This window comes from Paenibacillus sp. JZ16, assembly GCF_015326965.1.
Taxonomy (GTDB): Bacteria; Bacillota; Bacilli; order Paenibacillales; family Paenibacillaceae; genus Paenibacillus_AQ.
Map to the genome: position 1 here is coordinate 3444528 of NZ_CP017659.1, position 23592 is coordinate 3468119.

Annotated in this window: 17 protein-coding genes; 4 read left to right on the forward strand and 13 right to left on the reverse strand. The window is 52.1% G+C overall.

Annotated features, from left to right (window positions below):
* Window positions 1-87 precede the first annotated feature (87 nt).
* The 4 genes from BJP58_RS15810 to BJP58_RS15825 all read right to left on the reverse strand — a co-directional run bounded on the left by BJP58_RS15810 (window position 88) and on the right by BJP58_RS15825 (window position 5208).
* Window positions 88-2289, reverse strand: coding sequence for an ABC transporter permease (locus tag BJP58_RS15810; protein ID WP_194544617.1), 2202 nt, complete (start codon window positions 2287-2289; stop codon window positions 88-90).
* A complete protein-coding gene (locus BJP58_RS15815; RefSeq protein WP_194544618.1) occupies window positions 2282-3151 on the reverse strand; it encodes an ABC transporter ATP-binding protein in 870 nt (289 codons plus the stop codon). The genes BJP58_RS15810 and BJP58_RS15815 overlap by 8 nt, the downstream gene beginning before the upstream one ends.
* A 307-nt stretch (window positions 3152-3458) precedes the next feature.
* Window positions 3459-4364, reverse strand: coding sequence for an aldo/keto reductase (locus tag BJP58_RS15820; RefSeq protein ID WP_194544619.1), 906 nt, complete (start codon window positions 4362-4364; stop codon window positions 3459-3461).
* 49 nt (window positions 4365-4413) lie between these two features.
* Complete coding sequence (locus tag BJP58_RS15825) at window positions 4414-5208, reverse strand: sulfite exporter TauE/SafE family protein (RefSeq protein ID WP_194544620.1); 795 nt, start codon at window positions 5206-5208, stop codon at window positions 4414-4416.
* A gap of 123 nt (window positions 5209-5331) precedes the next feature.
* On the opposite strand from BJP58_RS15825, the gene BJP58_RS15830 reads away from it, so the two are divergent.
* Entirely contained in the window at window positions 5332-5511 is a 180-nt protein-coding gene (locus BJP58_RS15830; protein WP_071219655.1) for a hypothetical protein, read from the forward strand.
* Between the two features lie 48 nt (window positions 5512-5559).
* Here BJP58_RS15830 and BJP58_RS15835 read toward each other — a convergent pair whose 3' ends face one another.
* Window positions 5560-6120 carry a hypothetical protein gene (locus BJP58_RS15835; protein WP_194544621.1) on the reverse strand — a complete coding sequence of 187 codons (561 nt, stop codon included), beginning with the start codon at window positions 6118-6120 and terminating at the stop codon, window positions 5560-5562.
* Complete coding sequence (locus tag BJP58_RS15840) at window positions 6117-7028, reverse strand: hypothetical protein (RefSeq protein ID WP_194544622.1); 912 nt, start codon at window positions 7026-7028, stop codon at window positions 6117-6119. The genes BJP58_RS15835 and BJP58_RS15840 overlap by 4 nt, the downstream gene beginning before the upstream one ends.
* Window positions 7029-7171: 143 nt before the next feature.
* On the opposite strand from BJP58_RS15840, the gene BJP58_RS15845 reads away from it, so the two are divergent.
* Window positions 7172-7558, forward strand: coding sequence for a protein YmzB (locus tag BJP58_RS15845; RefSeq protein ID WP_233355087.1), 387 nt, complete (start codon window positions 7172-7174; stop codon window positions 7556-7558).
* Between the two features lie 146 nt (window positions 7559-7704).
* Here the strand turns inward: BJP58_RS15845 and BJP58_RS15850 are convergent, their stop codons facing one another.
* From BJP58_RS15850 to BJP58_RS15870, 5 genes are all read right to left on the reverse strand, one after another.
* Window positions 7705-9894, reverse strand: coding sequence for an alpha-galactosidase (locus BJP58_RS15850; protein ID WP_194544623.1), 2190 nt, complete (start codon window positions 9892-9894; stop codon window positions 7705-7707).
* 48 nt (window positions 9895-9942) lie between these two features.
* Window positions 9943-11985 carry a beta-galactosidase gene (locus tag BJP58_RS15855; RefSeq protein WP_194544624.1) on the reverse strand — a complete coding sequence of 681 codons (2043 nt, stop codon included), beginning with the start codon at window positions 11983-11985 and terminating at the stop codon, window positions 9943-9945.
* Between the two features lie 152 nt (window positions 11986-12137).
* Window positions 12138-13424, reverse strand: a complete 1287-nt coding sequence (locus tag BJP58_RS15860; protein ID WP_194544625.1) for an ABC transporter substrate-binding protein — start codon at window positions 13422-13424, stop codon at window positions 12138-12140.
* 69 nt (window positions 13425-13493) lie between these two features.
* Window positions 13494-14333 (reverse strand): carbohydrate ABC transporter permease, encoded by an 840-nt coding sequence (locus tag BJP58_RS15865; RefSeq protein ID WP_071219665.1) that lies wholly within the window; start codon window positions 14331-14333, stop codon window positions 13494-13496.
* Window positions 14334-15215, reverse strand: a complete 882-nt coding sequence (locus BJP58_RS15870; protein ID WP_071219666.1) for a carbohydrate ABC transporter permease — start codon at window positions 15213-15215, stop codon at window positions 14334-14336.
* Between the two features lie 124 nt (window positions 15216-15339).
* Between BJP58_RS15870 and BJP58_RS15875 the strand changes: the two genes are divergently transcribed.
* A complete protein-coding gene (locus BJP58_RS15875) occupies window positions 15340-17184 on the forward strand; it encodes a cache domain-containing sensor histidine kinase (protein WP_233355088.1) in 1845 nt (614 codons plus the stop codon).
* Window positions 17162-18799 (forward strand): response regulator transcription factor, encoded by a 1638-nt coding sequence (locus BJP58_RS15880; protein WP_194544626.1) that lies wholly within the window; start codon window positions 17162-17164, stop codon window positions 18797-18799. Before BJP58_RS15875 ends, BJP58_RS15880 begins: the two co-directional genes overlap by 23 nt.
* A 146-nt stretch (window positions 18800-18945) precedes the next feature.
* On the opposite strand, the gene BJP58_RS15885 is transcribed toward BJP58_RS15880, so the two are convergent.
* Together BJP58_RS15885 and BJP58_RS15890 are read right to left on the reverse strand one after the other, a co-directional pair.
* A complete protein-coding gene (locus BJP58_RS15885; protein ID WP_194544627.1) occupies window positions 18946-20979 on the reverse strand; it encodes a beta-galactosidase in 2034 nt (677 codons plus the stop codon).
* A 73-nt stretch (window positions 20980-21052) separates the two neighbouring features.
* Entirely contained in the window at window positions 21053-23428 is a 2376-nt protein-coding gene (locus BJP58_RS15890; protein ID WP_233355089.1) for a glycoside hydrolase family 95 protein, read from the reverse strand.
* Window positions 23429-23592 lie beyond the last annotated feature (164 nt).

Here is a 23592-nt window from a genome sequence, read left to right on the forward strand (position 1 = left end):
CCTTCCCCCCTTTCTATGTGCATTCTAATCTTCCCATTATATCTATTTCTCAATTATAACCGACCGTGTGCATGTGCATAGTCGTCATTATTTGACATTCAACATGGCATCCCATTTCTGCTGCCACTCTTTGTACGTAATCGGGCTCTCCGGATTTAAGTACGAATTCCGTTCGGTGCTCGGGAGCATCAGCCCTTGCTGGTAAAAATGAACCAGCAGTTCTTTGACCTGATCCCCTCTGCCTTCTTCCAACGCCCTTCTGACTTGCTGAGCCATACTTATCCCTATTTTGTTTTGAGGATCATCGCCGTCCCCATTCTTGAATAACAGTTGCTGTACCGACCGGAGATTTCCGTAAGCGGATCTCAGCTGTTTATCGCTAAGCCCTTTCTCTTCCACATAATACACATACCAGAAAAGACTGCTGATCTTCCCGCGCACATCTCGTTCCGGATGTTCAAAATAATAATTAAGCCCATCCTGGTTGCCAAACAGAATCGAGTTCATCCATTCGCCCGACAAGTTTGAGTAGTTATATGTGTACTGGTTCGAGGACAAAATCAGACGATGGTCCACCCGGGGATAATCAAAACCTTGACCTAAATATAAGATCTTGTCGACGTTGCTGTTGAACGCGGGTACCCACTTGGAGAAATAGTCATATTTTTTTTGCATATCCCGCAGCATCATCACGGATGCCTTCTCCATATATGGCGTTGTCACGACGGTAATCGGGAGATCGTTCCGGCGGATTTCCTTCCAGAAACGACCTCCGTACAGGGAGATGTTCTGCTCGATCCCCCTATCCTCAAACCGCTGGTAGCCGGGCCTCCGTTCCAGCTCCTGCATCCCCGTATACAAGGGAACCGGATAACCTTCCACCTCCAGCTTCATCTCACCGAAAGAATAACGCATCCGGCCGAATTCCCAGCCCAAATAAACATATTTCGGAGGACGGTCTTCGTTATCACTCTTTAAATATACATGCTGATAACCGGGAAGCGGATACCACGCGATAAATCCATCCAGTTTAACTTCGGGTCCCACACTGTAAACCGAAAATTCCTCACGGGAGTACCCGGCCATAAAGTCCATGACTTTGCCCCTATATTCCAGCTCGGCTTGAATGTCTCCTCCCTTGGCATCGCCGACCATCCTTACCGATAGCCGATCTCCCTGTCTGCGATAAGGAGCGTCAAGACCTTGAAGTTGGACACGCTCAAGCTTGAACATCCGGTTCAGGGTTAACGGAAGCTGCCTCATGCCCGATAATTCGGAGGCGGGTATCGTTAGCTTTGCCATCACGCGAAGTTCATCGTTTGGCAGCCGCTTCAGTTTGATATCATAAGAAGAAACATGATAAAAGGATCCAGCTTCAGGATCATCGATATAAGAAACCGTAGGGTCTTCAAGCTTCGCATCAATTTGGGCATATCGTTCCGCCCATAGCGTGCCGTAAGGTACCGCTGCAGCTGCCGTCAATACGACAGCCCCGAGCACCGCGAGCCATCCCGCTTTCAGCAGCATCGTGGGGCGTTTGCGGTTTAACAAGAACAAACACACCGTTAGCAGCAGGAACGTGAAGGCAAGCACGAACCACCGGGAACTCATTAAATCTTCGCCAAACAGGTCGTACCCCCAATTCTCATATTCAAACCGATTGGATTGAAGGAAGAATTGATTGAGGTGAAACACTTGGGCCGGCATCCATCTTAATTCGCTGATAATATAAATTTCCATGAAAAACGTTCCGAACATCCATGCACAGAAACCAATCAAATAAACGATCCGATTCGGAATGCTTGCCCCGAGAAGCATGGCGAGCGCGAGTGTCACCATGTAGGAAACCTCATACTGGACAGCAAATTGCATGGTATGCATCATCGCAATATGACCGGCGATTCCTTGGCTAACCGACAGGATATAGAATATAACCGACGTCGACAATGTGAACAGGGAAAAGTACAACAAGCTGACCACATATTTCGACGACAACAAGGTAAAGAAAGATACCGGCAAGCTGTGATTCCATTCAAAGGATCGACGGCGGACATCCCGGCGAATGGACAAGATGCCAATTAACATAGCCGGACCCAGGGTCATCGTATGACCCAGCATGTGGAAGGAATAAGCCGCCGTGTACAGATTATGGTTCGGCCCGTTGCCGCTCGCCGCCTGCAGCATCATAATGATGAACAGAATCGCATAGATGATCGGAAGCGAGGCAAACAAAGGATTGCCGAACAAAAGCCGAAGCTCAAGAAGACTGTGCCTCCACCATTTATGCATGGCGATCCCTCCGCAGCAGGCTCAGATACCCATCCTCCAGAGTCGGATCCGCGGGAAACGCCCCTGCAACCGGAGGCGCTTGGCCGATAAACCGGCAGAGAACGCCTTCCGGGACGGTTCGGGTAGACACGACGGACATGGGATCAATCAAGGCAAATTCATCCGGACTCATCACCGCTTCCCATACTTGTCCCTTCCCGCAAGCCTGCAGTTCAGTCAGGCTGCCATTCATGGCCAACCTCCCCTTGTTCATGACTGCGATACGACGACAGTTGCTCTCGATATCGGCGACGATATGGGTGGATAACAGGACTGTCCGGTCGATGCTAAAGCGGGTTAACACATTCCGGAACCTGACACGCTCCTGGGGATCCAGCCCGGATGTCGGTTCGTCAACGATCAAGATATCAGGCGATCCCAATAATGCTTGGGCAATACCCAACCGCTGCTTCATTCCCCCGGAATAAGTGCGAACTTTTTTATCAGCCTTTCCCTGGAGATTCACCATCTCGAGCAGCCTGGAGATTTCCTTCTGCCTGGCACTCCGTTCCGTGATCCCTTTCATAGCGGCCACATAATCCAGATAATCTCGGCCGGTCAGCTGCGGATAAATGTGAAAATGCTGGGGTAAATACCCGATCATCTGCCGGATCTCCTCCGGCCGTCCAATCGATATCCCGTTCACTCTTACCTGCCCGGAGGTCGGCGTCAATAAGGTTGCCAGAATGCGCATCAGCGTGGTTTTGCCGGCGCCGTTGGGGCCTAGCAGACCCGTCATACCTTTATCCAATTGTAGAGAAACATCCAAGAGCGCCCAAGCGCCCTTGCGATAGGTTTTTGATAGATGCTCAATGGTAATCATTCTAGAATCCTTTCACCATTAACGATTATGGCATAAGCCGCGCGGTTTACGTTACTTGGAACGAACCATCGTCTCAAAAAGTTTGGCATTTCCAATCTTTTGACGCCAATTCATATATAAGGTACAAAAAAGCCCGTGATCCTTAAAGCGGATTGCGGGCATGATCTATATTCACCTAGCGTCAGGCTCTTATTCAGTTATTATAACATGCAAAGATGGGGTTCATCCGTAAACCTTCAGGCCGTAAATATTTCATGTCCCAAAAGATTAACGGGATGGATCATTCACAGGCTTATTTCACCGATCGTTACCGATGCGCCTCATATTGGTTGGCACGACTGATCGCCTGGATCGATTGGATGTCCTGCGGCGATAACTCTTCTCTTTTTCCCGCCGCCAAGTTATGCCGCAGCTGTTCAAGCGAGCTTGCACCAGGGATGGTGCAGGCAACTGCGGCATGGGCCAAAGCATAACGAATAGCCAGATGGGAAAGATCCGTGTCACCGCCAACCTCTTCAAGCTCCTTGAGTACAGCGAGCAGCTCATTTTTGCTGTAATCCAGATAGCCCTTCTCGGCTTTGGCTTGTCCACGGTCCGTTAAGATGCCGCGGGCAACGGGTCCCCGTGCAATGACGGATATTCCGTTCTCAGCAAGCAGGTCGAGCACCGCTTCCTCCGGTCGCCGGTCCAGAATGCTGTACTGGCTCATGACGCTGACGATATTGGATTTCGCAACATACTCGCGGATGACGTTCGGCCGGATGGACGAAATGCCATAGTATCGAATCCACCCTTCCCGCTTCAGCTCTTCAAAAGCTTCAATCGTCTCGTCAATAGGATCATCTAACGTCCCCCCATGAAGCTGATACAGATCGATATAATCCGTACCCAATCTGCGGAGGCTGTCCTTAACGGCGGATTTGATGTATTCCTTGGAAGGATCCCATACCCAGCCTTCCTGTCCCGGTACACGACGGTTGCCGACTTTGGTAGCGATGATCACATCCTCGCGCCGGCCTTGAACCGCTTGGCCTACCAGTTCCTCGTTACGGCCTTCGTCGTACAGATCCGCTGTGTCCAGAAAATTCACGCCCCGGTCCAGCGCTTCATGGATAAGCTTCACGGCTTGTCCCTCATCCGTACCCAGTGACATACAGCCCAGCCCTATTTCGCTTACATACAATTCCGAAGATCCCAGCTGATTGGTTCTCATGCTTGATCCCCTCCTCTTCCCTATAATGAATAAGGTTCTACTTCTTTACTTACCCTAAAATATCGATCCAGATCTTCACGGCCGTAACCGCAATGAGAAGTGCCAAGGCGTATCGCAGCAGTCGGACATTCATCTTGCGACTGATGATGGCGCCGAAGGGGGCACCCATCAAGCTTCCGGCAACCGCGAACAAGGACGGCCAGATCGGAATGTCGCCAGAGGCGATTTTGCCGACAACGCCCCCGACCGCGGACAGAAAGACGATCGCGAGTGATGATGCGATGGTGATCCGCGTCGGTATCTTAAGGATCGTCAGCATGATGGGGATCAGGATAAAGGCGCCTCCAGCGCCGACAATCCCCGCAATACCGCCAACGATAAAGGCGGCTCCCATTGCAATCCCCGAGTGATAAGTCACCTCGCTAACCGACCTGTTTTCCATGGTTGCCCGGGTCGGCACAATCATCAATAACACGGCGATAACCGCCAGAAAACCGTAGATCACGTTAATCGTACCGCTGGTCATCAGCATCGAGGACAGACTCCCGATCAGACTGCCAACCAAGGTACTGATCCCCATCTGAATGACCAATGGCTTGTGAAAGTACGACTCACCGCCGCGCGAACTCATCCGGTTGGTGATCATGCCTGACAATGAGGCGAAAAATACCTGCAGCATGCTGATGGACGCCACTTCCTTGGAGGTAAAAGCCTCCAGTCCAAACCAGGAAGGAACGTAAAGCAGCAAGGGAAAGTTAATGATCGCTCCGCCAATTCCCAGCAGTCCTGAGAAAAAAGAACCGATGATACCTATAAAGATCATGACTACAAGCTGCACTATCAAGGTGATCGATCTCCAATTCAATTTAATATCGTGACGGCACACATTGCTATTGAATGTGCCCCGTTGTTGATTTATAATAAACCCAAGTATTTATATCGGAAATAAAGGAGGTGTATGGTGACCATGTTGAATAAGCTGAAATTCCTTTTTCAGGACCGTTGCCCCGACTGCGAGCAGAAGCTGATTTCCAGGCAGGAAGACATGGCTACGATCAAGCATTGCCCGGATCACCACTACACCGAAGAAATATATAATCAGCTGGGAGTTACGATTGTCTATCATCCCAGCAAAGATAACAGTTAAACTTGGTTTAAACTCTTATTAGCAATTACGGGCAGAAGTCTTTGCGCTTTATTCCTTTCCCTCTGCCCATTCCCGTCCGGCCAGCCTGACGAGAAGCAGAACCGCGATCTCGGCAATCATCACAACGAGCGAGCATACAAAAATCACAGGGATCATATCGCCTGAATCCAGATTTAAGATGAACGGGTAAGCGATAAGCCATAGCAGCTGCGCTGCCATAAACATGTACCCACGGAAGCGCGCCTTATGATCCAATCCGGATTCGGCGTCTGTGAAATTGGCTTGGATGCCTCGGCAGATTCCGAAAATCAATACCATATGCAAGCAGACGGCAGGCAGTTGAATCAGCAGCCCCTTCACCGATTGCATAGGCACGCTCCCTGTCCCCACCTCAGGAAACCAGAATAATGAAAGAACCGACCAGATCAGCAGCAGCCAGGCTGACAGATGACCTGCCCTAAAATATCCGTTTAATGCCTGAAGCCGCCATAATCCCGAAGCCATCAGCAGGTATCCCAGCATGTCCGGCAATACATCCACAAATTCGATCTTAAGGTCGACCAGTACAAAGAGCAGCCCCCACACGATGCGATAACAAGCGCTCCTCATGACCCCTTCCTGCTTTCCCGGACAAATTTCGCCATTTCTTGTTCCGTCGGACTTGGTTGATAAGGAATCAGCGTGTCTTCATAACATCTCCGCCCGCGTTCCTCTATAAAGGTGCTTCTCAATATCAACTGATATACCTGCATACTCTTCTTAAGCGATGGCATATCAAATTGATGGCTGATTCTAATGGAATCCCCTTTATTAATCTTAAGTGGAAGCTGAATCTCGTCGATAGGTTCACCTCTTAACTCGATGTGCGCTTCCGAAGGCTGCGACTGGTAACTAGTACCCGGTATTAGTCCGGAAATGTCGGCATGGATTCGAAGATCCCCCTCTTCTGCGATATCCAGCAATTTAGAAGAGAACGCCGTTAACTGAAGGTTCCGCTTCACGACGGCAGATTCGTAGCCCGAGTTATCGGAAGAGGATCCGCCGGACGTCCACGATACCGGATGTTGTTCTTCCTGATCATATACGCCAGGCCATATGTAAATCTCCCCGATATCCACTTGTTCCGAGGTTCCATCGGAATATAGGGCGGTAATCTCTCGAACGAGAACCGGTTCCTTAAGCTGCTCTACTTCTGGGGCTTCTTCCTCAGGAGCGGGTTTATTCAAGTTCACCATCATTTTGCCTAAGTATTGCCTCTGATACTCTGCATATTTGGGGTATGGCGTTACGATCTGTTCGGGATAACCTTCGATCCGGATGGAGCTTAACGTCTTGTCTGATCGTTTGTCCTCTACATAATACAAGTCAAATACGCTGCCTCCCCCTTCCCTCGTCTCCACATGATGCTCAAGGAATACGGTTCTTCCCAGTTGGTTGGCTTCATAATACCAGACATTCCCGACCCAGCTGCAGGCTACGAACAGGATGGCGAGAACATAATACCATTTCTTGCTCATGGCCCCTCCCTATGTATCATGCGATTGTTCCATATTATTTAACTATATTAACACGTAAATAGATGAAGAGGGTTTGATCAGCGTTAATTTTCATATACTTCTGGCGGAGAAAGCCCATGAATTTGAAATAAGGTTACGCCATCATGGACAGACTAGTTGAAGCCACCCTAAAATCAAGGAAGGTGTTCATGATGAATCCATCGATCGAAGAGGTCACCCATTGGCTTCAATCCAAAAGCAATCACACTCTGCACATATCCAAGCAAGAAGAGAAGGATCAGGATCAGATTAAAATACAGCTGGAGCGTTTTGAACACCAGCAGCATCAAGAGCAGTCCATCGACGGTTATGGAGACCGCCATGCGCTCCTGCTGCACGGCCCCGGCGTTGTCATCACGGCCGGCCATGAAGCGCCCCTGCCAAGTGATGCCTTCGTCATTGGACTGGACGGGTTAACGGCTGCGGACATCCAGGACCATCAAGTGGTGCTCACTACGGATCGGAGTACCTATTCCATCACGACAACCTAAGGAGCAGCCGGAATGAAAGAGCAAGAACCGCCAGAGTTGTTGAGCTCTGACGGTTCTTTTGGCTTTATTCGCTTATGCTGAAGCTTTATTATACATAACGCTTGCGCTCGGGGCGCGTTTGGCCCCCCTTGGCATGAGTCAAAAGCTTACACTCGCTCGAATCTCCACATGAAGCTCTGGAAATCGCCATGCATCGCGGGAATGGCCAATCCGGCGTTCATCAGTCGGTCCCCGCCGTAGATGTTCCCATCCTCCACGCACCGATAATCCCCTTCCGGATCCAGCCCTGCCGTGCGCAGCCACACAATCGGCTCATTCGCCTCGCTTAAGATGCGGAAGTAATACAGCACCGCTTCCGAGCGATCCTCGGAGACGATGGTCCAGGCTGCTTCGTTCCCTTCGAACGGATTCCGAAGGCGATAGAAATCCCCGAACTGCACCAGATGCCGAATCTCCTTGTACAGTTTCACCTGCTCGCGGACCTCTTCCTTTTCCTGCTCACTGAAGGCCGTCAGGTCAAGCTCATATCCGAAATTGCCCGACATCGCTGCATGGCCTCTCGTACGCAGCGAAGTATTCCGAAACACCTGATGATTCGGAACGGCGGACACATGGGCTCCCATGGAGCTTAGAGGATACACAAGGCTCGTTCCGTATTGAATCTTCAATCGGCTGACGGCATCGGAGTTATCGCTTGTCCACGTCTGCGGCATGTAATACAGCATCCCCGGATCATAACGTCCGCCGCCGCCGGAGCAGCTCTCAAACAAAATATGCGGGAACTCGGTCGTCAGCTGCTCCATCACCCGATACAACCCCAGCATATAACGATGGGCCGTTTCCCGCTGGCGCTCAGGCGGCAGCGCAGCCGATCCGATTTCCGTCATATTCCGGTTCATGTCCCACTTCACATAGGTAATCGGCGCACTTTGCAGGATGCTCCGAACCATATCGGCCACCGCATCGCCTACTTCCTCACGGGAGAAGTCCAGGATCAGCTGTTGTCTTCCTTCCGTTCGCCGGCGTCCCTCCACATGCAGGCACCAGTCCGGATGCTGACGGTACAGATCGCTATCCGGCGAAATCATCTCCGGCTCAAACCACAAGCCGAACTGCATATCCAGATTGCGGACCCGCTTCACGAGATCCTCCAGGCCCTCCGGCAGCTTGTTCTTGTCAACGACCCAATCCCCAAGGGAAGTCGTATCATCATTTCGCTTGCCGAACCATCCGTCATCCAGCACGAACAGCTCGATACCGAGATCCCTTCCGGCGCTGGCGATCTGCTCGATTTTATCCGCATTAAAGTTAAAGTAGGTCGCTTCCCAGTTGTTAACCAGCACCGGGCGCGTGGCATCCCGGAATTGCCCCCGGCTCAGCCTTGTACGGTACATCTTATGATAGCGTCTGGACATGCCGCCGAGGCCCTCCGCCGAGAAGACCATTACCGCTTCCGGCGTCTGGAACGATTGTCTCGGCTCCAGCAGCCAGCAAAAATCGAATGGATTCAATCCCATCGTGACCCGGGCTGTTTCGTATTGATCCACCTCAACCTGCGCGGAGAAGCTGCCGCTGTATACAAGGCTGAAGCCGTACACCTCACCGTGCTCTTCGCCGGCGCCTTCGGACAGCAGCGCAAGGAACGGATTATGGTTATGGCTGCTTGAACCCCTGCGGCTCTCAATTCCCTGCATGCCGGGAGATAATCTCCTGCGCTGCACATGGCGCTCTCTCGCCCATGCCCCATGAAGATGCAAAAGATCATAACGGCTATGATTCATATCCACGCTGGCGCTCATGGCCCGCAGCAGGGTGATGTTCTCCTTGCTGTCATTACGGAAGGACACGGAACGCGTGATGGCGTCGAACGCATTCATGACCGTATAAGACAAATAAATCGTCAAGCCGCTTGCCCGATCAAAAAGTTCCAGCTCCAGCGTATCCGCTTCGGCATCCTGTTCCGTATATACGGCAGGCAAGCCTTCCAGCTTCGGTTTGCCGCTGTATATCCGGTGACGGACATATTCCGCTTCGGTGACCGTAGTCCCGTTAGCCAGCTGTACCTGATATGCAGGCTGCCGGAAATCGCCGCTGCCGTAGCCGGGATATTCCTGAGGCAAGCTGTCCAGGGAAAAGGAAGCATCCTCGCGAAACGGCGTTGGCGAAAAGGATGCTCTTCCCCGGCGTTCCAGCAAATTGCCGACGCGGTTATCGCGAATCCGGCGCCCCCAATAGGCATGCGCCGGATAAACGCCCCGCACAAGCTCAATCACGTAACTTGACCGATCGCTTTGGAGATGGAACACTCCCAGATCTTCATGAAAATGTATACTCACTGCTTTTTGCCCCCTAACAAGGTCCGAGTTAAATCTCCATGGTCCTTCTTAAGACCTTACGGCGGCCGTCCTTTCCAGAATCATGACGTCCCTTCCCGGAATCGTGACATGGCCTGAAATCTGCCGGCTGCCCAGGAGATCGAATTGATTGGCAGAACCTGCATCAAACGTCATCTCTTCGGCATTGTGGTTCATGATGAACAAGTAGGAGTTCCCATCCTTCACCCGCTCTACCACCTCTACTCCGGCTGGTGTTTCCAGCAGCGGCTTCACGCCCTGTTCTTCGCACAGATTGGCGAGAAATCCCTGCAGGAACTGCGAATCCGGACTGCTCGCCACATAATAGGCCTGACCTTCGCCAAAGACATTCTTCGTGAGAACAGGCGTGCCTTTATAGAAGTCGGATCCGTACTCCGCCAGAACCTCCGCTGTCTCCGCATGGATGACGTCACACAAAATTCCACATGGATAACTTCCACGCAGCGACCCCCAATCCTGCTTCATGTTGATCTGATTTTGCTGCCCGGGAAGCAGGGCATCGATCTCCTCGGCCCAGATGCCAGTCACCTTGCGCAGCTCGCCGGGATGACCTCCCAGGGTCACCAGATCGTTCTCATTGACGATGCCGCTGAAGAAGGTCGTCACAAAGGTTCCGCCCCTGGACACAAACCGCTCCACGCGCTGGGCAACGCCAGGCTTAACCATATACATCACCGGGGCAATGACCACATCGTACTTGCTCAGGTCCTCCTCAACGCTGATGATATCCGTCTGGATATTCAGCTGGTACAGCGCATCATAATACTTATGAACCTCATCCACGTAGTTCAGCGCTTTGGAAGGTCCGCTTGACAGCTCCAACGCCCAACGATTCTCCCAATCATACATAATCGCTACCTTGGCGTCCGAACGGGAGTCGAGCAGCTTGTCTCCGAGCTGCTGCAGCTCTTGCCCCAGCTCCGCACATTCCCGGAAGACCCGGGTATGCTCATGTCCGACGTGCTCGATCAATGCGCCATGGAATTTCTCGCACGCCCCGACGGAACGGCGGAGCTGGAAGAACATGACCGTATCCGCGCCATGCGCTACGGCCTGATAACTCCACAGCCTCATTACGCCGGGACGCTTAGCGGAATTGTAGGGCGACCAGTTCTGAACGCTCGGAGTCTGCTCCATCAGCATGAACGGCTGTCCGCTTTTCAGCCCGCGCATCAGATTATGCGCCATCGCCGTAAAGCTTACCGGCGTATCGATCGCGGGATAATTGTCCCAGGATACCACATCCATGTGCTTCGCCCACTCGAAGTAATCCAGCTCAGGATAAAAACCCATCAGATTAGTCGTGACCGGAATATCCGGCGTAATTTTCTTCAGCTCATCTCGTTCCAGTCGGTAACATTGCAGCAGGCTGTCGGACTGGAAACGGCGGTAATCCAGCGATATCCCTTGGAAGAAGGTTCGGTTTCCGGCGAATTCCTCGCTGAGCGCATTCGGTACCACAATCTCGTCCCACTCGTAAAAGGTATGGCCCCAGAAGCCGGTGTTCCATGCGGCATTCAGCTTGTCGAGCGACCCGTAGCGCTCTTTCAGCCAGACGCGGAACTGCAACTCGCAGTTGTCGCAATAACAATACCCGCCGTACTCATTCGAGACGTGCCAGATGACCAGTGCCGGATGATCTTTGTAGCGCTCAGCCAGCTTACGCGCCATCAGCACCGAATATTTGCGATATGTCGGGCTGTTCGGACATGAATTATGGCGACCGCCGAATTTGCGTTTGCGCCCGTCGTAGTCAACACGCAGGATGTCCGGGTATTTCTTGGCCATCCAGGCCGGATGCGCCCCCGTGCTTGTTGCCAAGCAGACATGAACCTGCTCCTCTGCCAAGCGGTCCATAATTTCGTCAAGCCACGTGAAATCATAGCTGTCCTCATCGCGCTGCGTTTTAGCCCAGGAGAATACATTGAGGGTCGCCACGTCAACACCGGCCAGTTCGAACATGCGCAGGTCCTCTTCCATCGTTGCCTTATCCCATTGCTCGGGATTATAGTCCCCGCCATACCATATCTTGGGAAAACGTTGATTAATCATCAAATTGCCTCCTTCATCGTTCTTCTAGCTAGGAAAATCGTAACGATCGACGTTATTTGAATCTTAAAGAAAAGAGGCACCATCCCAAGTCTTGTCGGACAGGGATCATACCTCTTATGATGATTCGCTAACTCGGGTTAGAGTGCTGCTCCTTACTTTTTCAGACTATCCCAGGATGTCTGCATATCCTCAAGCATCTTGTTCGCATCGGATTTGCCGGCGAAGAAGGCCTGCATCGCACCGGAGAATTCCTGTGCTACACCGTCAGGGAACTTCGCGGATTGTCTTGGCAGTACTTTTCCAGCCTGCACATACTCCCACACAGCGGAGCCGAGATCACCCATATCCTCAGGCGTTGCTTCGATGGTTTTCAAGGCCGGAATGAATTTGAATTTTTTGACGATGTACTCTTTACCGATATCGGATGTGACAAACCAGTTCAGGAAGATCTTCGCTTCTTCCTTCGACGCGGAATCCTTGTTGATGACCAGGTTCGCAGGTACGCCTACGTTCAGCTTGTCATTCAGCTCCGCATTGTCGCCAAGCGGCATCGGCAGGTAGCCAAGATTCAGGTCCGGATTGATGGCATCAATCTCGGTTTGGGCCCAGTTGCCGTTCTGCATCATGGCTGTTTTGCCGGTAGCCAGCAGGGAAATGGCCGTATTGTAATCGGTGGTCAGCGGGTTTTTGTTCCCGTGATCCAGTGTCAGCTGCATCAGCTTGGCCCACTCTTCGAACTTCGCATTGCCCGCGAATTTTTGCGTTCCGTCGTTCAAGCCCTGGATAAAGGCATTCGGATCCTCCTGCTGGGCAAACGCCGGGTTAATGCCTTGGTTACCGATCAACCACCATTCCTGATAAGCATTAGCAAAAGGGGTTATGCCTGCCGCTTCCAGCTTCTTCGCGGCATCTTCCAGTTGGGCATAGGTTTTAGGAAGCTCGGTAATGCCCGCCTGCTCAAACAAATCTTTATTGTAGATGTAACCCCATCCTTCAAGGTTCATCGGCATGCCGTATACTTTACCGTCTTTGGTCATCGGCTCTTTCGCCATGTCCACCAGATCGTTCACCCAAGGCTGATCGGACAGATCCTCCAAGCGGTCAATCCACATCTCCATCTCGGCGTCGCCGCCATTGGAGAAAATATCAGGCGCATCGTTGGATGCAAACTTCGTTTTCAGAGCAGCACCATAGTCGGCACCGCCGCCCACGGTTTGAATATCCAGCTTGATGTTCGGATACTCCTTCTCGAATTCAACCTTGAGTTCATTCAAGCCGTCTACGATCTCGGTTTTGAATTGGAAAATCTTAACGGTCTTCACTTCGCCGGAAGCTCCATCTGAGCTTCCGCCCTGGCCTTCCTCCGACTTGCCGCCGCAGGCCGCAAGCAGCAGCGAGAAAGCCAGCAGCATCACGAGTGATAATTTCATTTTGTTCATCTTTACTACCCCCTAGAATTGTTTATATATAAAGATGGAATAACCGATTTGGGAGAAGCCAGGCTGCCTTTACCCCTTAACGGAGCCGGCAGCAACGCCTTCAACGATGTACTTCTGTAACGACAGGAAGAAGATGATGATCGGCGTAATGCCCAGCACGAGCGCCGGCAGCGCCATATCCCATTGCTTCGAATACTGCCCGAAGAAGGCAAAGGTCGCAAGCGGAATCGTCCGCAGTTCCGGACTTTGCAGAATCAAGGACGGCAGCAGGTAATCGTTCCAGACCCACAGACAGTTCAAGATGATGACCGTCACCATCATAGGTTTCAGCATCGGCAAAACGATCCGGGCAAATACTCTGAACGGAGAAGCTCCGTCGACCGTGGCGGCTTCTTCGATTTCAAGCGGAATGCCTTTCACGAATCCGTGGAACAGGAAGACCGACAACGGGATGCCGAGCCCCAGATAACTGAGAATCAAGCCCACGATACTGTTGTTAACGCCCAGGAAGTTAATGACCTGCAGCAATGGAATCATAATGGATTGGAACGGAATGACCATGGCCGATACGAACAGCATGAACACGATTTGATTGAATCTCGTATTGGACCGAACCATTCGGTAAGCCGCCATCGCACTCAGCATGGCAATGATGAGATTACTGATAACCGTAATGATGACCGAATTCGCGAATGCTTCCGGGAAGCGGGTCATTTCCCAAGCCTTGCTGTAGTTGTCAAAATGAAAGGCGGTTGGCCAGTTCGCCGCGTCGACCATAATATCGCCCAGCGATTTGACCGAGTTCACCAGCAGGAAGTAAAAGGGCGCCAGGAAGATCAGCGCAATAATGACCATCACAATCTGCAATACGATCGTGGAAGCCGACATAGGAGGTTTCTTCGATCTCATTTAAGCTTCAACCTCCTTCTGCTTCGTTAATCGGACTTGAATGAGCGTGATGACGGCAACGACCAGGAAGAAGATCAGGGACTTGGCCGTCCCGAGTCCATACCGGTTGTTCAGGAATGCCTCATTGTACACGTTCATGGCCAGTGACTCCGTGGAGCGGTATGGCCCGCCCTTCGTGAGGGACAGGTTCAGGTCGAACATTTTGAATGACCAGGATATCGCCAGGAATAAACATACGGTGACCGCCGGCATGATAAGCGGAACGATGATGCTCTTAAGCACTTGAAACCGGTTCGCTCCATCAATCTCGGCAGCTTCCATGACTTCCTTGGACACATTCGTAATGGACGCGATGTAGATGACCATCAGATAGCCTGACGATTGCCATACAAAGACCATGACAATGCCCCAGAAGCCGGTCACTTCGTCTCCCAGCCACGGAAGATTAAAGAACGGAATCCCCGTAGCCTCGCCAACGGTGGCAAAGCCCTTTATGAAGATGAACTGCCAGATGAAGCCCAGCAGCAATCCGCCGATCACGTTCGGCATGAAGAAGATCGTCCGCAGCCAGTTGCGCGCCCTAATATTTTTCGTTAAGAAGTAGGCCAGGAAAAAACCGACCAGATTCGTTAGAAGCACGCCAACGATCGTAAACTTGGTGGTAAACCAGAAGGACTGTGCGAATGCGCTGTCATTTGTGAAAATCTGTTTGAAATTGTCCAGCCCGACCCATTCGACATTCCCCGAGACACCATTCCAGTTGGTAAACGAGTAATACATCCCCATCACAAATGGGATAATGATCGTAATACCGAAAAACAGCAGCGCGGGTCCGATATAAACCAACTGCTGCGTCAAGGCAGCCGTTCTCTTGCTGTTCATGTAAATCCCCCTCCGCTTGTCCTATCGTTTCTCTATCCATTTCTCTATGATTTAATTATGCTAAGATGAAGACCCTGGGACTACCACAGGATGTGAACTAAATGGTATAGAAAATTGATCGGCGGTGAATTTATTGAACTGGAATTGGAATAGCATTCGCACAAAATTGATTACCTTTATGATCATGGCCACCATCATTCCGACCACCATCTCCATGATCATCAGCTATGTCATGACCACCAACTCGCTCAAGGAACGGGCCGTTGTTGAAAATATGAACCTCCTCTATCAGGGACGGTTGAATTTGGAGAGCTATTTGGAAGACATGAACCGTAATTCCCTTACGGTTTATTCGGATCCGGATTTTTTCCGCAGCCTTTATTATAGTCATGAGAACATCAATGCCAGCGGCAGGCAGTCCGCCACGCTGCAGTCCATTCAAAAAGCCATCAGCGGCTCCAGACAGGTCTATCTTTATGTCGACGGCAAAAGAGAGGCCACATTGTTCGCCCAGGATATCGCCAGAAAAACAAGTGACGTCAACCTCTATCCCGAAATTCCCGATCTTAGCAACGATACGGTGGTCTTGCAGCCGCCCCATCCCCTGCACACGTATGGCTTTCAGTTAGCTTATCCCTACGAGGCCGATAAACAAGTATTCACGATGTACCGGGTCATAGAACGCGTCCCTTCTACCGAGCGATTAGGCATTCTCGCCATCGATCTGGATATGAACTTCCTGAGCCGGATCAGCAATCAGCTGTTCCAGCCCGAACATGAGCAGCTGTATATTACGAATGAAGCCGGCTATATCATGTATGCCGGCCATGACGAGAAGCTTGGACAGCAGATTCAAACGGAATGGTACGACACCATCAAGCAGTCCGGCAAGAAGGAAGGCCATTTTGAGTATAACAACAAAATCTATCTGTATAACAATATCAAGACGTCGATCAGCGACTGGACGATGATTAAGGAGATTCCTTCCTCCTATATTCTGAGCAGCGCGGACAAAGCAGCCTTCGTCAATATTTTGCTGATCGGCGTATCCCTTATTCTCATCATCGCTGCCACGATCTGGATTTCGGTCTATGTTACGGCGCCGATCCGGGAATTGGTGGGCCTTATGAGCCAAGTCAAAAGCGGACGAATGAGCGTGGATATCTCCTCTAACCGCAAAGACGAAATCGGAACCCTCCACCGCAGGTTCGGCAGCATGATGGATACGATCAACAACCTCATCTTGCAGGAATACAAGCTGAAGCTGGCGAACCGGACCAACCAGCTCCGGGCGCTGCAGGCTCAGGTGAACCCGCATTTTATGAACAATGCGCTGCAAACCATCGGCACCCTTGCGCTTGAGCATGGCATGAAGAGGATTTACTCCCTGATCTCCGCTCTTGCCCGGATGATGAGATACAGCATGTACAATACGGACAAGCCGGTCACGCTGGCCACGGAGCTCGATCATATCAAGGATTACGCGGAGCTGCAGAAGGAACGATTTGAGAATCAGTTCGACTTCCGTTACGATGTGGATGAGTCGACTTTGCAGGTGTTGATCCCGAAAATGCTGGTTCAGCCGCTGATCGAGAACTTTTTCAAGCATGGCATGAACCCCTTGGCGGAAAACAATTACATCGCGTTAAAAAGTAAGCGCCTGTCGGCCTCCATCGTGCAGATCACGGTTGAGGACAACGGAAACGGAATGCAGGATGAGCCGTTTCAAACCCTGCAGGAGCAATTGCTTCGGATGGAAGAGATGGATCTGGAACAGCTTCAGGTTCATTCCGAAATGGAAACGGAAGACAGCAGCGGGATCGGACTCATCAACATCATGACAAGGCTGAGACTGTATTATCGCGGAAAATCCAAGTTCAGCATCGAAAACAACAAGCCGCATGGCTTTCGAGTTGTACTGACTATAAATGTGGAAGGTGAAACGGATGAAGGCATTGATCGTGGATGACGAGTCTCGCGTGCGTAAAGCCATACGACTGCTGGTCCAATGGGAGACGCACGGGATTACCGATATTGAGGAAGCCGCCAATGGCCTTGAGGCGATGGAGCTGATTCCGGCGTTCCGACCGAGCCTCGTGCTCATGGATATGCTGATGCCGCTCAAAAACGGCGTGGATCTCATGGAATGGATTCATAAAAATTACCCGGATATTAAATTCATTGTTATCAGCGGGCATGACGACTTCGAATTCGTACGCAACACCATCTGGTACAGCGGCACGGATTATATCCTGAAGCCCATAGAGGAAACCGTTATCAACCAAGCGGTAGCCAAGGCGACTGCCGCCTGGAAAGCCGAGGAACGGGAGCGCCTTGCGGCGCGGCAGCAGCATGTTCAGGTGAACGAGTACCGGCCGGTCTATTCCGAGAAGCTGTTATCCAGCCTTATCGATGACAAAAGCGCCCATTCCCAGGTGGTCCATCGCCTCAAGGATGAAGGCATCGTACCGGAGCATGCGCAGACGATACGTCTGGCCGTCATGCAAATGGACAAGTCTGACCACGCGCTTTATAGCCGCTTTGGCCATCATCAGGACTTGCTTATGTTTGCCCTGCTCAATATTTGCAATGAATTTCTGCAAAAGGACCGGATCGGGATCGCTTTCCGTCACTTTGGTTCACCTCACCAGCTGGTTATTTTGCTGTGGGATCAGCTTGCCACACTTGCCACGCTGCTACAAGAGATCAATAACGGGATGCACCGCACCCTGTCGCGCCACATGCATTTTGGCGTGAGTCCCGACGGTCAATACCCGGCAGACATTCCGGAATTGTATGCCCGAAGCTCGTCCGCCCTGCATCAGCGCGATTTAACGGTGCTTAATCACTTTATCCATGATACAGAGGAGCAGCGCCGATCGGGCGTTGACCATCATAGAGGCTTGCAGTTCAGCGGATTTGAGGATACCTGGAAGCTCGCCATACTTAGCGGCCAGCCCGCTCCCATAACCGAAGCCGTAGAATCATTCATCGCAGCTATTCGGAAAAGCGGCGTTCTCACGCCGGAACTTCTGGAGCGTTGGGACCGCGATATCGAAAGATTCGCCAATCACGTCATTCATGAAACGGCTAACCCGTCGTCTGAAGCTTTGTTGAAATTGTACAAAGAGGAAAGCGCCACCATCGAGCGGCCAAGCCCGGACAAGTATGTGTGCTCGCTGTCAGAGTGGCAGCAGTATTGGATTGAATTAATGAGCCTGCTGGCCTCGGCTGTCCAGTCTCAGAAGCAAACGGGTCAGGACCTGATCCATGACATTACGGCGTTTATCGAGCAAAATTATCAGAACGATGTCTCGCTGTATGATATTGCAAATCGATTTCACGTAAGCCGTGAGTACATTTCCCGCAAATTCAAGCAAAGGCACGGCATTAACATCCCGGAACATCTGAACCGCATCCGCATCTCCAAGGCCAAAATCCTGCTGCAAAACCCGAGCTTGAAAATGGCAGCGATTTCCGAAATGATCGGCTTCAAGAACGAGAAATATTTCAGTCTTGTCTTTAAGAAGCAAGAGGGCATTTCGCCGAAGGAATTCCGCAAGCTGCATGAGCAGGAAGCGTAGACTGGGCAGCGGTTTGCCGCTAAAGGCAAGCAGTCTGAGTTGGGCATATAAAATAAAGCAGAGAGAGCATGGGAATCCCCCGCTTTCTCTGCTTTTTTATGTGAACCCTTAGATTAATGCCTTCGCAGAAACTTCATGCACTCCTTCTACCCCTGCTGCTTCTCCAAGATCATGACTCCGCGTGCCGGCACTTCGCAGGAATCTCGATGCTCCTCTCCTGTCAGCAGGTCAACGTAGGTCTCCCCTGCCAATGGCACGAGTTTGCTCTCCGGCATGTGATTAAGTACAAAGGTGAACTCCACGCCCTCCTTCACGCGTTTTGTCACCTCAACGCCTTCCGGAGCCTTCAGGACGGGCTCAATGCCATGGTCATTGCATATCGTTTGCATCAGGTCCTTCAGGAATTGAGGCTCCGGACTTGTGGCCACATACCAGGCCTTCCCCTGCCCGAAGGAATTCACGGTTAACGATGGCATCCCCTGATAGTAATCGGAGCCGTATTCGGCAACGACTTCCGCTCCTTCAGCATGGATCACGTCGCATAGAATGCCGCAGTCGTAGGTGCCCTCCAGTTGTCCCTTCCGGCCTCGCAGCACCATCTGATTCTGCTGGCCCGGAAGCAGCGCATCAATCTCCTCGGCCCAAACTCCCATCACCTTGCGCAGCTCGCCCGGATAACCGCCCAGCGTCACCAGATCATTCTCGTTCACGATCCCGCTGAAGAAGGTCGTCACAAAGGTTCCGCCTTGCGACACAAAGGCCTCCACGCGCTCTGCAAATCCCTGCTTTGCCATATACATCACAGGTGCGATGACAACGTCATACTTCCGGAAGTCCTCTTCCACGCTGATCATATCGGTCTGAATATGCAGCTGGTGCAGAGCATCATAATATTTATGGACCTCATTCACGTAATTAAGGGCAACGGTCGGACCGCTCGACAGGTCAATGCCCCATCGATTCTCCCAGTCGTAGATGATCGCGACTTTGGCGTCGGAACGGGCATCCAGGATTCGGTCCCCCAGCTGCTGCAGCTCCTTGCCCAGCTCCGCGCACTCGCGGAATACGCGGGTATGTTCATGTCCTACATGTTCGATGACCGCTCCGTGATATTTCTCGCAGGCTCCGATCGAACGGCGCAGCTGGAAGAACATCACCGTATCCGCGCCATGGGCGACCGCTTGGTAGCTCCACAACCGCATAACCCCAGGTCGCTTGGCCGAGTTGTACGGCTGCCAGTTCTGGACGCTCGGCGTCTGCTCCATGAGCATAAAAGGCTGTCCTCCCTTAAGTCCCCGCATCAAGGCATGCGCCATGGCCGTATAGCTATATGGAGTATCCAGAGACGGGTAGTTGTCCCAGGATACAACATCCATCTCTTTGGCCCATTTGAAGTAATCCAGCTCGGGATAGAAGCCCATCAGATTCGTGGTCACCGGAATATCTGGTGTGATTCGCTTCAATTCATCCCGCTCCAGCTTATAGCAGTCCAGCAGGCTGTCCGACTGGAAACGGCGGTAATCCAGGGATATGCCTTGGAAATTGGTTCGATTACCGGACCACTCCTCGCTTAATGCGTTAGGTACGACAATGTCTTCCCAGTCGTAGAAGGTATGTCCCCAGAAGCGGGTATTCCATGCCTTGTTCACGGCATCCAGCGTGCCGTAGCGCTGCTCGAGCCAAGTCCGGAATGCCGCGGCGCAATTATCGCAGTAACAGTATCCGCCGTATTCGTTCGATACGTGCCAGATCAGGACGGCAGGATGATCCTTATAACGTTCCGCCAGCTTGCCGGCCATGATTTTGGCGTATTTACGGTAAGTGGGGCTGTTTGGGCAGGAGTTATGGCGACCTCCGAATTTGCGTTTACGTCCCTCGTAGTCGACGCGCAGCACATCCGGGTATTTACGGGCCATCCAAGCCGGATGGGCCCCTGTGCTGGTTGCCAGACAGATATATACCCCGTTCCGATACAGCCGTTCGATCGTCTCGTCCAGCCAGGCAAAATCGTACGTATCCTCATTCGGCTGACTCAAAGCCCAGGAGAATACATTGATGGTGGCCACATCGATGCCCGCCAGCTTAAACATGCGGTCATCTTCCTTCCACGCTTCTGCATCCCATTGCTCGGGGTTATAATCGCCGCCATACCACATTTTGGGTAACTTTTCGTTAATCATTTAGGGTTCAGCTCCTTTAGCTTCTTAATTCCGAATCCAGTTCGCCATCAACAAAGCGTTCTACGTTGTACGATCAATCGTGTTCGCGGCTGCCTTTGGAAGTCGCTGGCTTGATCAGGTATATCGCCCCGCTGACCGTTTCAAATGAGCCCTGCTCATCCATCGTCACCGCACTTCCGTCTTCCCTTTTAACGGCGAGAGGCACGGAACAGCTAATTCTACAGACTCGGCCATGCGTAGAGATTACGCGCGCAGACGTTAGGATGCCTTCGCTCCATTCCATGTCCACAATAAACCCGCCGCGAGCCTTTAATCCTCTTGCGGCTCCTGCTGCCCACGCTTTCGGCAGCGCCGGCAGCAGCTGAATAGCACCCAAGTGGCTCTGGAGCAGCATTTCCACAAGTCCGGCCGTACCTCCAAAATTCGCATCGATCTGGAAGGGAGGATGGTCCCCAAGCAGATTAGGATGCATGGAACGGGAAATCAGCGTCCGGACATAATCATACGCCTTGTCCGGCTGCTGTAGCCGGGCAAACAGGTTGATCAGCCATACACAGCTCCACCCCGTATGCCCTCCTCCATGGTCGATCCGCGACATCAGCGTACGATAAGCGGCTTCCGCAAGCTGCGGCGTATCCTGAAGGGTAATGTCGGAGCCGGGGTACAGCCCATACAAATGCGATACGTGCCGATGTCCGGGCTCCGCTTCCGGGTAAGGCTCGCTCCATTCCATGAGTTTGCCCTCGGCATCAATGGCGTAAGGCAGCAGCCTCGCTGCCGCTGCCCTCCACTCCTCCCGCAGCTCGGCATCCTGGTCCAGCAGCTGCGATGCTTCAATACAATTCTGGAATATATCCCGGATGATGGCCATGTCCATAGTGGAGCCTGCCGACACGCTGCAAGGCAGGCCTTCCGCGGTAAGGAACTGATTCTCGGGCGATGTCGACGGGCTGGTCACGAGATGCCCTTTCCCGTCTTCAATAAGCCAATCCAGGCAAAACAATGCCGCATCCCTCATCAGCGGATAAGCCGTTTCTCGCAAGTATTCAAGATTCGGCTGGAATTGGTAATGCTCCCATAGATGCCGGCACAGCCATGCGCCGCCCATTGGCCAGAAAGCCCACATGGCCCTGCCATCGCTCGGGCTGGCCATTCGCCACAGATCCACGTTATGGTGGGCAACCCATCCACGGGCGCCGTAATGAATTTTCGCCGTCCGGGCACCGCTTACGCTAAGCTCCCGGATCATCTGGATCAGCGGCTCATGACACTCGCTCAGATGCGTCGTCTCTGCGGGCCAGTAGTTCATCTCCGTATTGATATTCGTTGTATAATCGCTGTTCCATGGCGGCTGTACATGCGGATTCCATATGCCCTGCAGATGTGCTGGCTGTGTACCTGGCCGAGAGCTGGCAATGAGCAAATACCTTCCGAATTGAAACATCAGCGCCTCGAGAGTTGCATCCTCCCGTCCTTCCCGGTACGCTTCCATCCGCTCATCGGTGGCTAAAGCTTCTATGGAACGTCCATTCTCTGAACGGCCAAGCTGAAGGTCCACGCGTCTGAACAAGGCTTGATGGTCTTGGACATGCCGTGAGCGCAATTCTTCAAAGCCACGCCCCATCGCGTCCTGAAGCCTTCTCCTGCATATACCGGACGGATCGGTTCCTCCAGAACCCGGAGAGCGATCGAAGCCTTCAAAATTCGTGGCAGCCGCAATCAGCAGCGTGACCGAGCCTGCGCCGTGAATACGTATACCGCTGTCATCCACCGTAACCTGCCCGCTATCCGTTAAGGCCAGCAGCCTCATTTCATACCGTATGCCAAGCCCGTCTTCATAGAGCACCGCCCCGGGGTGATCACCTCTGTAATTCTCAGCGATATGGGTGGGAGCGTGTCCGTACAACACCAAGGATCCGTCTTCTGCGCTGCAGGTACCATGCTGCAGCGGTGAACGAAGCCCGATCTCCAATTGGATGGTTCCAGCGTTCGTGGTCGTATAACGAATAACCGCTACCTGATCAGGCGCACTGATGAATACTTCCCTGCTGAAGCGACCATCGGAGCCACCGGCTCGAAAGTGAGTGGATGCAATTCCTGTATCCAAATCCAGTTCGCGCCTATAGTCCGTCCAATCATCCCCAACACCGCTCTGTCTGATAACCAAATCTCCTAATGGTAAAAAGGACTCCGTGCTTCTGCCGACCATCTTGTCCTCAATCAACTGTTCGGCTTCGGTATACTTTCCGGACGCAATCAGCTCTCTTGCCGATGCCAAATGCCGGAGAGCCTCATAATTATTCGTGTCCCGGGGAAACCCGGACCAAAGTGTATCTTCATTCCATTGAATGCGTTCTTCCTGTACGCCCCCGAACACCATGGCGCCAAGACGGCCGTTTCCAAGCGGAAGCGCTTCTTCCCACTTGGCCGCGGGCTTCCGATACCACAATGTTGAGGCCTGCTGCTGTACTGAATTCAGTGTAATCCCCCCTTATTCCAATTTGATAAAGGTCTTCTCGAAAAACACCTTAAATCCTTCATCTTAGGTTGTATTTATTCGAATAACTTAAGGCCCGCCGCTAGCAGCAACTGCCTTGAATAGCGGTAAAAGGG